The sequence below is a fragment of the Enterobacter cloacae complex sp. SHL018 genome (assembly GCF_049237905.1).
In the GTDB taxonomy this organism is placed as follows: Bacteria; Pseudomonadota; Gammaproteobacteria; order Enterobacterales; family Enterobacteriaceae; genus Enterobacter; species Enterobacter hormaechei_C.
The window spans coordinates 514,420-528,687 of the sequence record NZ_JBMKJE010000002.1; the positions used below are offsets into that span (position 1 = coordinate 514,420).

Annotated in this window: 11 protein-coding genes; 7 read left to right on the forward strand and 4 right to left on the reverse strand. The window is 59.9% G+C overall.

Annotated features, from left to right (window positions below; genetic code table 11):
• The 3 genes from lsrD to lsrA are packed head-to-tail and all read right to left on the reverse strand — an operon-like array spanning window position 1 to window position 3,494.
• A complete protein-coding gene (gene lsrD / locus ACOTY5_RS12280; protein WP_032655179.1) occupies window positions 1-978 on the reverse strand; it encodes an autoinducer 2 ABC transporter permease LsrD in 978 nt (325 codons plus the stop codon).
• On the reverse strand, window positions 979-2,010 hold the full coding sequence (gene lsrC / locus ACOTY5_RS12285) for an autoinducer 2 ABC transporter permease LsrC (protein ID WP_045141800.1): 1,032 nt from the start codon (window positions 2,008-2,010) through the stop codon (window positions 979-981). It lies immediately after the preceding gene.
• Complete coding sequence (gene lsrA, locus ACOTY5_RS12290) at window positions 2,007-3,494, reverse strand: autoinducer 2 ABC transporter ATP-binding protein LsrA (protein WP_032655185.1); 1,488 nt, start codon at window positions 3,492-3,494, stop codon at window positions 2,007-2,009. Before lsrA ends, lsrC begins: the two co-directional genes overlap by 4 nt.
• A gap of 215 nt (window positions 3,495-3,709) precedes the next feature.
• On the opposite strand from lsrA, the gene lsrR reads away from it, so the two are divergent.
• The 3 genes from lsrR to ACOTY5_RS12305 all read left to right on the forward strand — a co-directional run bounded on the left by lsrR (window position 3,710) and on the right by ACOTY5_RS12305 (window position 8,500).
• On the forward strand, window positions 3,710-4,681 hold the full coding sequence (lsrR, locus tag ACOTY5_RS12295) for a transcriptional regulator LsrR (RefSeq protein WP_015571933.1): 972 nt from the start codon (window positions 3,710-3,712) through the stop codon (window positions 4,679-4,681).
• A gap of 32 nt (window positions 4,682-4,713) precedes the next feature.
• The gene (gene lsrK / locus ACOTY5_RS12300; protein ID WP_015571934.1) at window positions 4,714-6,294 is read left to right on the forward strand and encodes an autoinducer-2 kinase; all 1,581 of its coding nucleotides are present in this window, start codon (window positions 4,714-4,716) and stop codon (window positions 6,292-6,294) included.
• 184 nt (window positions 6,295-6,478) lie between these two features.
• Window positions 6,479-8,500, forward strand: coding sequence for an NADPH-dependent 2,4-dienoyl-CoA reductase (locus ACOTY5_RS12305; protein ID WP_062934109.1), 2,022 nt, complete (start codon window positions 6,479-6,481; stop codon window positions 8,498-8,500).
• A gap of 139 nt (window positions 8,501-8,639) precedes the next feature.
• Here ACOTY5_RS12305 and rlmG read toward each other — a convergent pair whose 3' ends face one another.
• Window positions 8,640-9,776 carry a 23S rRNA (guanine(1835)-N(2))-methyltransferase RlmG gene (rlmG, locus tag ACOTY5_RS12310; protein WP_015571936.1) on the reverse strand — a complete coding sequence of 379 codons (1,137 nt, stop codon included), beginning with the start codon at window positions 9,774-9,776 and terminating at the stop codon, window positions 8,640-8,642.
• An 83-nt stretch (window positions 9,777-9,859) separates the two neighbouring features.
• On the opposite strand from rlmG, the gene ACOTY5_RS12315 reads away from it, so the two are divergent.
• The 4 genes from ACOTY5_RS12315 to sstT all read left to right on the forward strand — a co-directional run bounded on the left by ACOTY5_RS12315 (window position 9,860) and on the right by sstT (window position 14,165).
• Window positions 9,860-10,363, forward strand: coding sequence for a YgjP-like metallopeptidase domain-containing protein (locus ACOTY5_RS12315; protein WP_017694291.1), 504 nt, complete (start codon window positions 9,860-9,862; stop codon window positions 10,361-10,363).
• 70 nt (window positions 10,364-10,433) lie between these two features.
• Window positions 10,434-11,432, forward strand: coding sequence for a Gfo/Idh/MocA family protein (locus ACOTY5_RS12320; protein WP_003862623.1), 999 nt, complete (start codon window positions 10,434-10,436; stop codon window positions 11,430-11,432).
• Between the two features lie 251 nt (window positions 11,433-11,683).
• Complete coding sequence (locus tag ACOTY5_RS12325; protein WP_017382424.1) at window positions 11,684-12,649, forward strand: TerC family protein; 966 nt, start codon at window positions 11,684-11,686, stop codon at window positions 12,647-12,649.
• Between the two features lie 274 nt (window positions 12,650-12,923).
• Window positions 12,924-14,165 carry a serine/threonine transporter SstT gene (gene sstT, locus ACOTY5_RS12330; protein ID WP_017382425.1) on the forward strand — a complete coding sequence of 414 codons (1,242 nt, stop codon included), beginning with the start codon at window positions 12,924-12,926 and terminating at the stop codon, window positions 14,163-14,165.
• The last annotated feature ends 103 nt before the right edge of the window (window positions 14,166-14,268 follow it).

The window sequence follows — 14,268 nt, forward strand, 5'->3', positions numbered from 1 at the left end:
TTACGCTCCGGATAGTTTTCTGAAGAGAGAACGCACCCATTCGCGGTGCAGACTCAGCGAACGTCCCATCACCACCACAACCAGCAGCGCCCCTGACAGCGCGCTCGACACCTGGTTGGGGATGCCGACCATCTGTAAACCCTGTTGCAGGTACCCCACCAGCAACGCCGCCAGCGCCGTACCGACAACCGAACCTGACCCGCCGTAGATATTGGCCCCGCCGAGTACGGCGGCGGTGAGCGCGGGCATGAGTAAATCGCGCCCCAGATCCGAGCGCGCGGAACCGAAATAGGAAACCATCACCAGGGCGGCAACCGCCGAGGCTACCCCCACCAGGCCGTACAGCGCATACGGCATGCCGTTCACCGACAGCGCCGCATAGCGCGCCGCGCGCGGGTTCTGCCCAATCAAAAACAGATGCCGACCAAAGCGCCCGCGGTGGGTAATCAGCCAGAAGAAAGCGGTAATCACCGCGAACAGCACCAGCGGGATCGGCAGGCCCACCACCGTGAGGTTAGCGAACGCCGTGAAGCCATCCGGGAAGCCGCCGATCCCCTCGTAGCCCGTCGCCCCCGCCATGCCGGAGAGCAGCAGCGCCCCGCCGCCGTAGAGGTAGAGCGTGCCGAGGGTAATGACCAACGGGCTGATGCCGGTGTAGTGGATCAGCGCCGCATTCACCAGCCCGCACAGCAGGCCGAGCAGCAGCGTCAGAGGGATGGCAACCGCCATCGGCCACCCTGCCTGCATCATCACCCCCAGCGCGATGGCGCACAGGCCGATGGTTGAGCCGAGGGAAATATCGATCCCGCCGCTGATAATCACCAGCGTAAGCGGCAGCGCCACAATGCCAATGCAGATAAAGTCGCTGGTGCTGAACAGCAGCATGTTGATATCAAGCATGCGCGGGTTGATGGCGCCGAAGAGCAGGATCTCCAGCACCAGTAAAATCAGCAGCGCGCTTTCCCAGTTAAGCCTCATTTACGCCACCTCTTTTTTGCGTTTCGGAAACGGGGTAACGTGCTTTCCCCCTTTGTTACCCGGCTGGAAACGGCTGTATTTCAGCGCCCGCTGATGCCGTGAGAGCGCCTGACGCAGCCGCCCGTCGAGCACCAGCACACCCAGCAGCACCAGCCCGGCGATAAAGTCGTTCCACCACGCCGGGAGCCTGAACAGCACCAGCACGGTATCGATTTGGGTGAGGAAGAACGCGCCGAGTAAGGCGCCGACCAGCGTGCCGGTGCCGCCCAGCAGCGAGATGCCACCGAGCACGCAGGCGGCGATGGCTTTCATCTCCAGCCCGCTGCCGGTCTGGTTGGGCACGAAGCCAATCTGTGAGGCAAACACAATCCCGGCGCAGGCCGCCAGCATGCCGTTGAGGGTAAAGGCGATCATGCGGGTGCGGTTCACCGCCACGCCCAGCTGGCGCGCGGCGGCGAGGTTATCCCCCACGGCGTAAAAATCACGTCCAAAGGCGGTGCGCGACAGCGTCCACGCGCCGATGGCCGCGATAATCAACACCAGTATGCCGAGCGGCGAAATGCCGACGGCGGCGGGCTCAGAGAGAGATTTCAGCCCCGGCAGCAGCCCTTCTATCCACTTCCCGCCGGTCCACAGCAGCATCGCCCCACGATACAGCCCCAGCGTGCCGAGGGTGGCGACAATCGCCGGAATGCGCAGGCCCACCACCAGAAAACCGTTGAACGCCCCCGCCAGCGCGCCGAGCGACAGCGCGAAGAGAATGGAAACGGGCAGGCTGTAGCCGCCGTTCAGCGCCACGCCGACGGCAATAGCGGAAAGCCCGACGGTGGAGCCGACGGAGACGTCAATATTGCGGGTCAGCATCACCAGCGCCGCGCCGATAGCCAGCAGGATCAAGATCTGCGAGCTGGCGAATATCATCCCCAGCGTCTGTAAGCTCAGGTAGGACGGGTTCAGCGCCACCAGCACGGCAAAGAGCGCCAGAATGGCGAGAAATGCGCTCAGCTCGCGGTTTTTCAGTAAGATCTTCATGATTGCCCTCCAAACGCCAGCGCCATCATCCGGTCGAGGCTGACGGCCTGGCGCGGCAGCTCGCCGCTGAGTACGCCCTGGTGCATTACCAGCACCCGATCCGCGAGGCCGGGAAACTCATCGAGATCGCTTGAGATCATCAGCACCGCCACGTTCTGCGCCGCCACGCTTTTCAGCAGCTGATAAATATCAGCGCGCGCCGATACGTCCACGCCGCGCGTCGGTTCATCGACGATCAGCAGCAGCGGATTGGCCTCAAGACAGCGCGCCAGCAGCACCTTCTGCTGATTACCACCGGAGAGCGTGCGCACGGTTTGATCCGCATGGTTGAGCTTGATCCCCAGCGCCCGGTGATAGCGTTCCACTACCGCAGACTCCCGCTTTCGCTGCTGCCAGAGCGACGGCTCGTTCAGCGCCACGGTGTTCCAACGGATCGGCGCGTCGAGAAACAGGCCGGACACCTGCCTGTCTTCCGGCAGATAGACCAGCCCTTTTTGCAGGCGTGAACTGACCGGATCGGCGGTGATCTCCTGGCTCTCCAGCCACACCCGCCCGCCGCGAACCGGACGCAGGCCGTAGAGCGTTTCGGCAAACTCGGTGCGCCCGGACCCCACCAGCCCGGCCAGACCGACAATCTCCCCGGCGTAAATCTCAAGGCTGAGATCGATAAAGCCCTCCCCGGTGAGCGCTTCCACGCGCAGCACGGGAAAATCCTGCGCCTGGGTGCGGCGGTTGCCCGGCAGCGCCAGCCACAGCTTTTGCGTATCGCTCAGGGATGCTTCCCGGCTTACAGGCGTCATGGCGGCGATCAGGGCGTTATCGTCAAAATGCGCAGTTTCGCCGCTGAGCACCACCGCGCCGTCGCGCATCACTGAGACGTGACTCGCCAGCTGTCGAATCTCCGGCAGCTTATGCGAGATAAAAACAATCCCGACGCCAAGATCCTGCAAGGCGCGGATCTGGCGAAACAGCCGTTCGGTTTCACCGGGCGTCAGCGAGGCCGTGGGTTCATCAAGGATCAGAATTCTGGCGTTGCGCATCAGCCCGCGCAGGATCTCCACCATCTGCTGGTCCGCCACCTCGAGGGTGCTGGCGGTAGCGTCGAGGTTAAGTTGGCATTGCAGCTGCCGGAGTTTTTCCGCCAGGCGTTTTTCCCGATCGCGCTCTCGCGGCAGACGAAACAGGATGTTTTCCCGCACCGTCAGGTTGGGAAATAGCAGCGGCTCCTGCGGCACCAGATAAATGCCTAACCTGTGCGCCTGCGCCGGGGTAAGCCGTGCAAAAGACTCACCCGCCACCGAAAGTTCACCGCTATCCGGGGTTTCTACCCCGGCGATGATCTTCATCAGCGTCGATTTTCCCGCGCCGTTACCGCCCATCAGCGCATGCACCTGCCCCGCAAGCAGCGTGAAATCAATGCCTTTTAAGACCGGTACGCCTGAAAACTGCTTGCTGATATCACGCGCGTCGAGAAGTGGTGTCATCATCGCTCCGCTATTGAACAAATGATTTTTAGATTTAATAATGTTCAAAAGCGTAGACGGTGAACTATATTTACAACCGTGCAGGGATCACAGTTTTATCGATTGAGATTCAGATAAAGCGGAAACGATCGAAAAGATCCGTTTTGTCGCGTGGCTCACATTTTCACGTCGCACCATCACGAACATATGATCTAAATTTTTATAAGAGTTCAATTATGAGCGATAAACGCACTGCGGAAGAAGGACGGTTTGCCGGGCTGGCACTGGCGGAAGAGGAGCTGGTGGCGCGCGTGGCCTGGTGCTACTACCACGACGGGCTGACCCAGAACGACATCGGCGAACGGCTCGGGCTGCCGCGTCTGAAGATCTCCCGCCTGCTGGAGAAAGGCCGTCAGTCCGGGGTGATCCGCGTGCAGATCAACTCCCGCTACGAGGGCTGCCTGGCGCTGGAAACCGAGCTGCAACAACGATTTGGCCTGAAGCTGGTGCGCGTGATGCCCGCCCTGAATACGCCGCCGATGAACGTGCGGCTGGGCATTGGCGCGGCACAGTCGCTGATGGGCGTACTGCAACCCGGCCAGCTGTTAGCGGTGGGCTTCGGTGAAACCACCATGAGCAGTCTGCAACACTTAAGCGGCTTTATCAGCTCGCAGCAGATCCGCCTGGTGACGCTCTCCGGCGGCGTCGGGCCGTATATGACCGGTATCGGCCAGCTGGATGCAGCCTGTAGCGTCAGCATGATCCCCGCCCCGCTTCGCGTGTCATCCGCTGAAGTCGCCGGGATCTTAAAGCGCGAAACCAGCGTGCGGGACGTGATCCTCGCCGCCACCGCGGCTGACGTGGCGGTGGTCGGGATTGGCTCGGTAAACCAGCGCCGTGACGCGACGATACTGCGCTCCGGCTATATCAGCGAAGGTGAACAGCTGATGTACGCCCGTAAAGGCGCGGTGGGCGATATCCTTGGCTATTTCCTCAATGCCGAAGGGGAATGCGTTGAGGAGCTGGAGATCCACAAAGAATTACTGGGCGTCACGCTCGATGAACTGGCGCAGCTGCCCACCATCGTAGGCGTGGCCGGAGGGGAAGAGAAAGCCGATGCGATTTATGCCGCACTGAAAGGTCGCCGTATTAATGGCCTGGTGACGGAAGAGACGACAGCCCGCGCGGTGCTGGCTCTGGCCGGATAAGAGCAGCCCTGCGCCTGACACGAGGCAAGCTCATGAGTTACCTTTTAGCGTTAGATGCAGGGACAGGCAGCGTTCGCGCCGTGATTTTTGATTTACAGGGCAACCAGATTGCCGTTGGCCAGGCCGAGTGGAAGCACCTGAGCGTGGAGAACGTGCCGGGCTCGATGGAGTTCGACCTCGACACCAACTGGCGGCTGGCCTGCCGGTGTATTCATCAGGCGCTGGAGCGCGCACGCCTGAGCGCGGCGGATATTCAGTCCGTCGCCTGCTGCTCGATGCGCGAAGGGATTGTGCTGTACGACCGCAACGGCGAGGCTATCTGGGCCTGCGCCAACGTCGACGCCCGCGCCAGCCGCGAGGTGGCTGAACTCAAAGAGATCCACGACTACCGGTTTGAATCCGAAGTGTATGATGTTTCCGGCCAGACGCTTGCCCTCAGCGCCATGCCGCGCCTGCTGTGGCTGGCGCACCATCGTCCGGATATTTATCGTAAAGCCGCCACCATCACCATGATCAGCGACTGGCTGGCGGCGAAGCTCTCCGGTGAGCTGGCGGTCGATCCGTCCAATGCGGGCACCACCGGCATGCTGGATCTCTTCTCCCGCGACTGGCGTCCGGCGCTGCTCGACATGGCCGGGCTGCGCGCCGATATCCTCTCCCCGGTGAAAGAGACCGGCACCGTGCTGGGCGCTGTCACCAAAGAGGCCGCGCAGCAGAGCGGCCTGCGCGAAGGCACACCGGTGGTGATGGGCGGCGGCGACGTGCAGCTGGGCTGTCTGGGGCTGGGCGTGGTCCGCGCCGGACAAACGGCGGTTCTCGGCGGCACCTTCTGGCAGCAGGTGGTGAATCTGCCGCAGGTGCGCACCGACCCTGAGATGAACATCCGCGTAAACCCGCACGTCATTCCCGGCATGGCGCAGGCGGAGTCGATCAGCTTCTTTACCGGGCTAACCATGCGCTGGTTCCGCGACGCCTTCTGCGCCGAAGAGAAGCTGATTGCCGAACGAATGGGAATGGACACCTACTCCCTGCTCGAAGAGATGGCGAGCCGCGTCCCGGCGGGCTCCCACGGCGTAATGCCGATCTTCTCCGACGCGATGCATTTTAAGCAGTGGTATCACGCAGCGCCGTCGTTTATTAACCTCTCCATCGACCCGGAAAAGTGCAACAAAGCGACGCTGTTCCGCGCGCTGGAAGAGAACGCGGCCATCGTCTCGGCCTGCAACCTGGCGCAGATTTCCCACTTCTCCGGCGTGACGTTTGAGAGCCTGGTGTTTGCGGGCGGCGGGGCCAAAGGCGCCCTGTGGAGCCAGATTTTAAGCGACGTTACCGGGCTGCCGGTGCGCGTGCCGGAAGTCAAAGAGGCAACGGCGCTGGGTTGCGCGATTGCGGCAGGTGCTGGCGCGGGGTTGTTTGCGGATATGGCTTCGACGGGCGAGCGGCTGGTGAAGTGGAGCCGCGAGTTCACGCCGAACCCGCAGCACCGCGAGCTGTACGACGGCATGATGCAGAAATGGCAGGCGGTGTATGCCGACCAGCTCGGGCTGGTGGACAGCGGGCTGACCACGTCGATGTGGCAGGCGCCGGGGCTGGTGCGGGCAGCGGCGCCGTAAAATACGCCGGATGGCGCTGCGCTTATCCGGCCTACGGTTTGTAGCCCCGGTAAGCGCAGCGCAACCGGGGAAGTTCTTTGAGATCTATCACAATCATTCGATCCCGCTTTTACCTTTCCGCTGCCGCTGGCTAAATTAGTAACTCATCCGACCACATAACAATAATTTTACACTGGAAGAAACTATGAGCCGCTACCCGTCGTTATTCGCCCCTCTCGATCTGGGGTTCACCACCCTCAAAAACCGCGTGCTGATGGGCTCGATGCACACCGGGCTGGAGGAGCGTCCGGACGGGGCTGAACGTCTGGCAGCCTTCTATGCCGAGCGCGCGCGCCACGGGGTGGCGCTGATTGTCACCGGCGGCGTAGCCCCTGCCCCTTCCGGGGTGACGATGGAGGGCGGCGCAGTGTTGAACGATGCGTCACAGCTGCCGCATCACCGCATTGTGACCGACGCGGTCCATAGCGAGGGCGGCAAAATCGCCCTGCAAATTCTGCATACCGGACGCTACAGCTATCAGCCGAACCTGGTTGCACCCTCGGCTATTCAGGCGCCGATTAACCGCTTTACTCCCCATGCCCTCAGCCACGACGAGATCCTGGCGCTGATAGACGATTTTGCCCGCTGCGCGGCGCTGGCGCGGGAAGCGGGCTACGACGGCGTTGAGGTGATGGGCTCGGAAGGGTATCTGATCAACGAATTCCTCGCCGCCCGCACCAACCAGCGCGACGACGAATGGGGTGGCGACTATGCCCGCCGGATGCGTTTTGCCGTGGAGGTGGTGCGCGCGGTGCGTGAACGTGCGGGTACGGATTTTATTATCATCTTCCGCCTGTCGATGCTCGACCTGGTGGAAGGCGGCGGCACCTTCGACGAAACCGTGCAGCTGGCGCAGGCGATTGAAGCCGCTGGCGCCACCATCATCAACACCGGTATTGGCTGGCACGAAGCGCGCATCCCGACCATCGCCACGCCGGTGCCGCGCGCGGCGTTCAGCTGGGTAACGCGCAAGCTGAAAGGGAAAGTCTCCGTTCCACTGGTGACCACCAACCGCATTAACGATCCGCAGGTGGCGGACGATGTGATCTCCCGCGGCGATGCCGATATGGTATCGATGGCACGCCCGTTCCTCGCGGATGCCGAACTGCTCTCCAAAGCGCAAAGTGGCCGTGCGGATGAGATCAACACCTGCATCGGCTGTAACCAGGCGTGTCTGGATCAGATCTTCGTCGGCAAGGTCACCTCATGCCTGGTGAACCCCCGCGCCTGCCATGAAACCAAAATGCCGATCGTTCCTGCGGTCAATAAAAAACGCCTGGCCGTGGTGGGCGCAGGCCCGGCGGGCCTGGCGTTTGCGGTCAATGCCGCCTCGCGCGGGCACAGCGTGACGCTGTTTGATGCCGCAGGCGAGATCGGCGGGCAGTTTACTATCGCCAGACAGATCCCCGGCAAAGAGGAGTTCTATGAAACCCTGCGCTATTACCGCCGGATGATCGACCTGACGGGTGTTGATTTACGGCTTAACCAGCTTGTCAGCGCGGCGGATCTGATCGGTTTCGACGAGGTGATCCTGGCGAGTGGGATTGCCCCGCGCACGCCTGCGATCGAAGGCATCGATCATCCGAAGGTATTGAGCTATCTGGATGTATTAAGGGACAAAGCGCCGGTTGGCGAGAAGGTGGCGATCATCGGCTGCGGCGGGATCGGTTTTGATACTGCGATGTATTTAAGCCAGCCGGGCGAAGCCACCAGCCAGAACATCGCTGAGTTCTGCGTGGAATGGGGCATTGATACCAGCCTCAGTCAGTCCGGTGGTTTACGCCCGGAAGGTCCGCAGCTGCCGAAAAGCCCGCGTCAGATGGTGATGCTCCAGCGTAAAGCCAGCAAGCCGGGTGAAGGTCTGGGAAAAACCACGGGCTGGATCCACCGCGCCACCCTGCTCTCGCGCGGGGTGAAGATGATCCCGGGGGTGAGCTACCAGAAGATTGACGACGACGGGCTGCACGTGCTGATCGGCGGCGAACCGCAACTGCTGCGCGTGGATCATGTGATTTTGTGCGCCGGGCAGGAGCCGAAGCGGGATCTGGCGGATCCGCTGCGTGAGGCGGGGAAAACGGTGCATTTGATCGGCGGGTGCGATGTGGCGATGGAGCTGGATGCGCGGCGGGCAATTGCGCAGGGGACGAAGTTGGCGCTGAGTATTTAACTGCATCGCCCGGTGGCGCTTCGCTTACCGGGCCTACGAGTCCGAGGCCATTGTAGGCCCGGTAAGCGAAGCGCCACCGGGCATCAGACCGCACACTACGTAGGCCTGTGCAAGCGAAGCGCCGCCAGGCAAAGCGATCTTACCGACGACGCCCCAGCTTCACCGATTTCAGCACCACGAATTTGTTATTGGTGGCAATGGTGACACAGTTGCCGAAAATCTTCTTCAGCTTGTGGAAGTAGTCCAGGTGGCGGTTCGCCACGATATACAGCTCGCCGTTGATTTTCAGGCAGCGGCGCGCGTGGTGGAACATCTCCCACGCGACGTTATCCGTCAGGGCGTGCTTCTGGTGGAATGGCGGGTTACAGAATACCGCGTTGAAGCGGAAAGGCTCTACGCCCGACAGCGCGTTATTGATCATAAACTCGCAGCGATCCAGTGCCTCCGGCAGGTTGGTTTCCACGTTCAGACGGCTGGAGGCCACCGCCATTGGCGATTCGTCGCTGAACACCACGCTGGCCTCCGGGTTCTTCGCCAGCAGCGTCAGGCCAATCACGCCATTACCGCAGCCGAGATCAACGATTTCCCCTTCCAGGTTTTCCGGCAGATGTTCCATAAAGAAGCGTGCGCCGATATCCAGACCGGTACGGGAGAAAACGTTCGCGTGGTTGTGGATGGTCCAGTCGGTGCCTTCCAGCTTCCAGCTCAGCGTCTCCGGCGCGTCGGCCAGCGCCGGTGCGCTGAAGGTACAGTTGATCAGGCGCGCTTTTTTCCAGGCAAGCGTAGTGGTGGTCGGGCCGAGCACTTTCTCGAACAATTCCAGCGTCGAGGTGTGAATATCGCGCGCTTTGGCACCCGCGATAATACGCGTATCCGGCGTCACGACCTTACGCAGCGCGCGAAGCTGCTGCTCCAGCAGCGCCATGGTTTTGGGCACTTTAATCAGCACCACGCCCGGCGCCTGCGGGTAGTCCGCGGTGCTGTCGAGGAACTTCACGCTGGATTCTTCGATATCGTTGTGACGCAGGTTTTCACGCGTCGCCAGCTCGCTTAAGTAAGAATCGCCGATACTGTAAGGCGCATGTTCCGCCAGCGCGCAGGCCAGCGCGCCAAACGCGTCATTCAGGATCAGAACCGGGCCGCTGATTTCAGTCCCATCCAACTGTTGCAGCAGATATTCATCCGCCGCTTCCCACGCCTGAAGCGGGTTAACGTCGTCCGTTTCCGGGAAACGTTTAAGGTTGAGTGAACGGAAACCGTTGTCTAAGTGGCTCATCGGCCCTCCTGAATGGTAAAATTTGGCGTATCCCTGAAAAGGGTGCGTGAGTATACCCGTTTTCACACTATTTTGGGGTTTTGATGAACCAGCTGACTTATCTCCAGGGCTATCCGGAGCATTTACTTTCCCAGGTTCGTGACCTGATTGCCGCGGGAAAGCTCGGCGCGGTGCTGGAAAAACGCTACCCGGGCACGCATGATTTCGCGACTGACAAAGCCCTCTGGCAGTATACGCAGGATCTGAAAAACCAGTATCTTAAGAGCGCCCCGCCGATCAACAAGGTGATGTACGACAATAAGATCCACGTGCTGAAAAACGCGCTCGGCCTGCATACCGCCATCTCCCGCGTACAGGGCGGCAAGCTGAAGGCCAAAGCGGAGATCCGCGTCGCGACCGCCTTTCGCAATGCGCCGGAAGCCTTTCTGCGGATGATCGTGGTGCACGAGCTGGCGCACCTGAAAGAGAAAGAGCACGACAAAGCGTTCTACTCACTGTGCTGCCATATGGAGCCGCAGTACCACCAGCTGGAGTTTGATACCCGTTTGTGGCTGACGCATTTATCGTTAAAGAGTAATGCGCAGTAGCGCACGCGAAATGTCATGATGACGTGCTACAGTGGCTTTAGGTTCCCTGCTACGGAGTACGTAAACGTTTATGATACGTTTCGCAGTCATCGGTACGAACTGGATCACGCGCCAGTTCGTCGACGCCGCCCACGAAACCGGCAAATATAAGCTCACCGCAGTCTATTCCCGCAGCCTTGAGCAGGCGCAGAGTTTTGCGAATGACTACCTGGTTGAACATCTGTTCACCTCGCTCGATGAGATGGCGCAAAGCGACGCCATTGACGCGGTCTATATCGCCAGCCCGAATTCTCTGCACTTCCCGCAAACGAAGCTGTTCCTCAGCCACAAAAAGCATGTGATCTGCGAGAAGCCGCTCGCCTCGAATATTGAGGAAGTGGAAGCCGCCATTGCGCTTGCCCGCGAAAACCAGGTGGTGCTGTTTGAAGCGTTCAAAACCGCCAGCCTGCCGAACTTCCTGCTGTTGCAGCAATCGCTGCCGAAAATTGGCAAAGTGCGTAAAGCCTTTATCAACTACTGCCAGTATTCCTCGCGCTACCAGCGCTACCTGGACGGCGAAAACCCGAACACCTTTAACCCGGCATTCTCGAATGGCTCGATTATGGATATCGGTTTTTACTGCCTGGCCTCTGCGGTCGCCCTGTGGGGTGAACCGCACGGCGTAACCGCCACCGCCAGCCTGCTGGAAAGCGGCGTGGATGCACACGGCGTTGTGGTGCTGGATTACGGTGATTTTAGCGTGACGTTGCAGCACTCGAAGGTCAGTGACTCCGTACTGCCAAGCGAAATTCAGGGCGAAGACGGCTCGCTGGTGATCGAAAAAATCTCCGAATGCCAGAAGCTAAGCATCGTTCCCCGCGGCGGCAAAGCGCAGGAGCTGACGCAGCCTCAGCATATTAACACTATGCTCTATGAGGCAGAGGTCTTCGCCCGTCTGGTAGAAGACAACGAAGTGAACCACCCGGGGCTGGCGATCAGCCGCACCACGGCGAAGCTGCAAACGGAGATCCGCCGACAGACTGGCGTGATCTTCCCCGCAGACGGCGTGAATGTGGAAGCCGTCGCGTAAAACTGTGTAATGAAATCGTGCAGACCATTGACGAAACCGATGGTCTGACATAATTTGTTACCTGCAAAGGGGAGTAACTTCTTCGCCGGTGGATCGTCATTACGATGCGTGCAAAACCGCATCCGGTCGCCGGGCAACCTTCGTGGTTGTAAGTGAGACCTTGCCGGAAGGCGAGGTCTATGCATAAAAAGCTAACGGCTATCGTCTTCTGACCATGGCCGTTTTTGTTTTTTATGTGTAAGGAAAATAGTATGCATTCTGTCGGCACTCCAATGCTGTGGGGCGGATTCGCGGTTGTCGTGCTCATCATGCTGGCAATCGACCTCTTTTTGCAGGGCCGTCGCGGCGAGCACGGCATGAGCGTCAAGCAAGCCGCCGTCTGGTCGCTGGTATGGGTTACCCTCTCACTCCTCTTCTGCGCCGCCTTCTGGTGGTATCTGGCCTCAACCGAAGGCCGCGCGGTGGCCGATCCTCAGGCACTCGCCTTCCTCACCGGCTATCTGATTGAAAAAGCGCTGGCGGTTGATAACGTCTTCGTCTGGCTGATGCTGTTCAGCTACTTCGCCGTACCTGCGGCTCTGCAACGTCGCGTGCTGGTGTACGGCGTGCTGGGCGCTATTGTCCTGCGTACCATCATGATCTTCGCCGGTAGCTGGCTGATTACCCAGTTCGAATGGCTGCTGTATGTGTTTGGCGCGTTCCTGCTGTTCACCGGGGTAAAAATGGCGCTGGCGAAAGAAGACGATACCGGTATCGGTGATAAGCCGCTGGTGAAGTGGATCCGGGGTCATCTGCGCATGACGGACAAGATCGAGAGCGAGCATTTCTTCGTGCGTAAGAACGGCCTGCTGTTCGCCACCCCGCTGCTGCTGGTGCTGATTCTGGTCGAACTGAGCGACGTGATTTTCGCGGTGGACAGTATCCCGGCTATCTTTGCGGTCACTACCGACCCGTTCATCGTGCTGACCTCTAACCTGTTCGCCATCCTCGGCCTGCGTGCGATGTACTTCCTGCTGGCGGGTGCGGCAGAGCGCTTCTCAATGCTGAAGTACGGTCTGTCGGTGATTCTGGTGTTTATCGGTATCAAGATGCTGATCGTCGATTTCTACCATATTCCTATCGCCATTTCGCTCGGCGTGGTGTTTGGCATTCTGCTGGTGACGCTGATTATCAATACCTGGGTTAACCGCCAGCACGATAAGAAGCAGCAGGCTTAGTGCAACGTTCGGTGCGGGCTGATGCCCTCACCCCAACCCTCTCCCACAGGGAGAGGGGGAAATGCAATGTAGGCCGGGTAAGCGTAGCGCCACCCGGCACTTTCGTTAACCAATAGTTAAAAAACATGACGCAACACGTAAAATCCAGCATTTTACGCTTCCGCCTTTCGCTGCTTTCCCTGATACTCAACCAGGCAAACAAATACTTACATCCGGACACAAATGTGACTTAGAGCACATCAGGATGGAACGCAATTTCACTCAGGAATAACGTATGAGCACACAATCACGCGGTCTGTTCGCGCGCCTGGCGCAGGGCAGTCTTGTAAAACAAATTCTGGTCGGGTTGGTACTGGGTATTCTGCTGGCGATGGTGTCAAAACCTGCCGCGGAAGCGACGGGGCTGCTCGGCACCCTTTTCGTTGGCGCACTGAAGGCCGTCGCCCCGGTACTGGTGCTGATGCTGGTGATGGCGTCGATTGCCAACCACCAGCACGGACAAAAAACCAACATTCGCCCTATTCTGTTCCTGTATCTGCTGGGAACCTTCTCTGCTGCCTTAACGGCCGTGGTGTTTAGCTTCCTGTTCCCGTCCACGCTGCACCTGACCAGCGCGGCCGGTGATATCACCCCGCCGTCCGGGATTGTGGAAGTGCTTCGCGGTCTGCTGATGAGCATGGTCTCTAACCCCGTCACCGCGCTGATGAACGCGAACTACATCGGCATCCTGGTCTGGGCGATCGGTCTGGGCTTCGCGCTGCGTCATGGTAACGAGACCACGAAAAACCTGGTGAACGATATGTCCAACGCTGTCACCTTTATGGTGAAGCTGGTGATTCGCTTTGCGCCAGTCGGGATCTTTGGTCTGGTTTCTTCGACGCTGGCCACCACCGGTTTCGATGCACTGTGGGGCTACGCGCAGCTGCTGGTCGTCCTGGTCGGCTGTATGCTGCTGGTGGCGCTGGTGATCAACCCGCTGCTGGTGTTCTGGCAGATCCGCCGCAACCCGTATCCGCTGGTGCTGACCTGCTTGCGTGAAAGCGGCGTGTATGCCTTCTTCACCCGCAGCTCGGCGGCAAACATTCCGGTCAACATGGCGCTGGCGGAGAAGCTGAATCTGGATCGCGATACCTATTCGGTGTCGATTCCTCTGGGTGCAACCGTGAACATGGCAGGTGCGGCGATCACCATCACCGTGCTGACGCTGGCGGCGGTGCATACGCTGGGCATTCCGGTGGATCTGCCAACCGCGCTGCTGCTGAGCGTCGTTGCATCACTGTGTGCCTGTGGCGCATCCGGCGTGGCGGGCGGCTCGCTGCTGCTGATCCCGCTGGCCTGTAACATGTTCGGTATTCCGAACGAGATTGCCATGCAGGTTGTCGCGGTCGGCTTCATTATCGGCGTATTGCAGGATTCCTGCGAAACCGCGCTGAACTCCTCTACCGACGTGCTGTTTACCGCAGCGGCCTGTCAGGCGGAAGACGCGCGTTTAGCGAAGAACGCCCTGCGCAGTTAAAAAGAAAAGCCCGGTGGCGGCTACGCCTTACCGGGCCTACAGGGTAAATGCAAAACGGCAACCCTGAGGTTGCCGTTTTTAGTGTTTGCACCCTCTCCCTGTG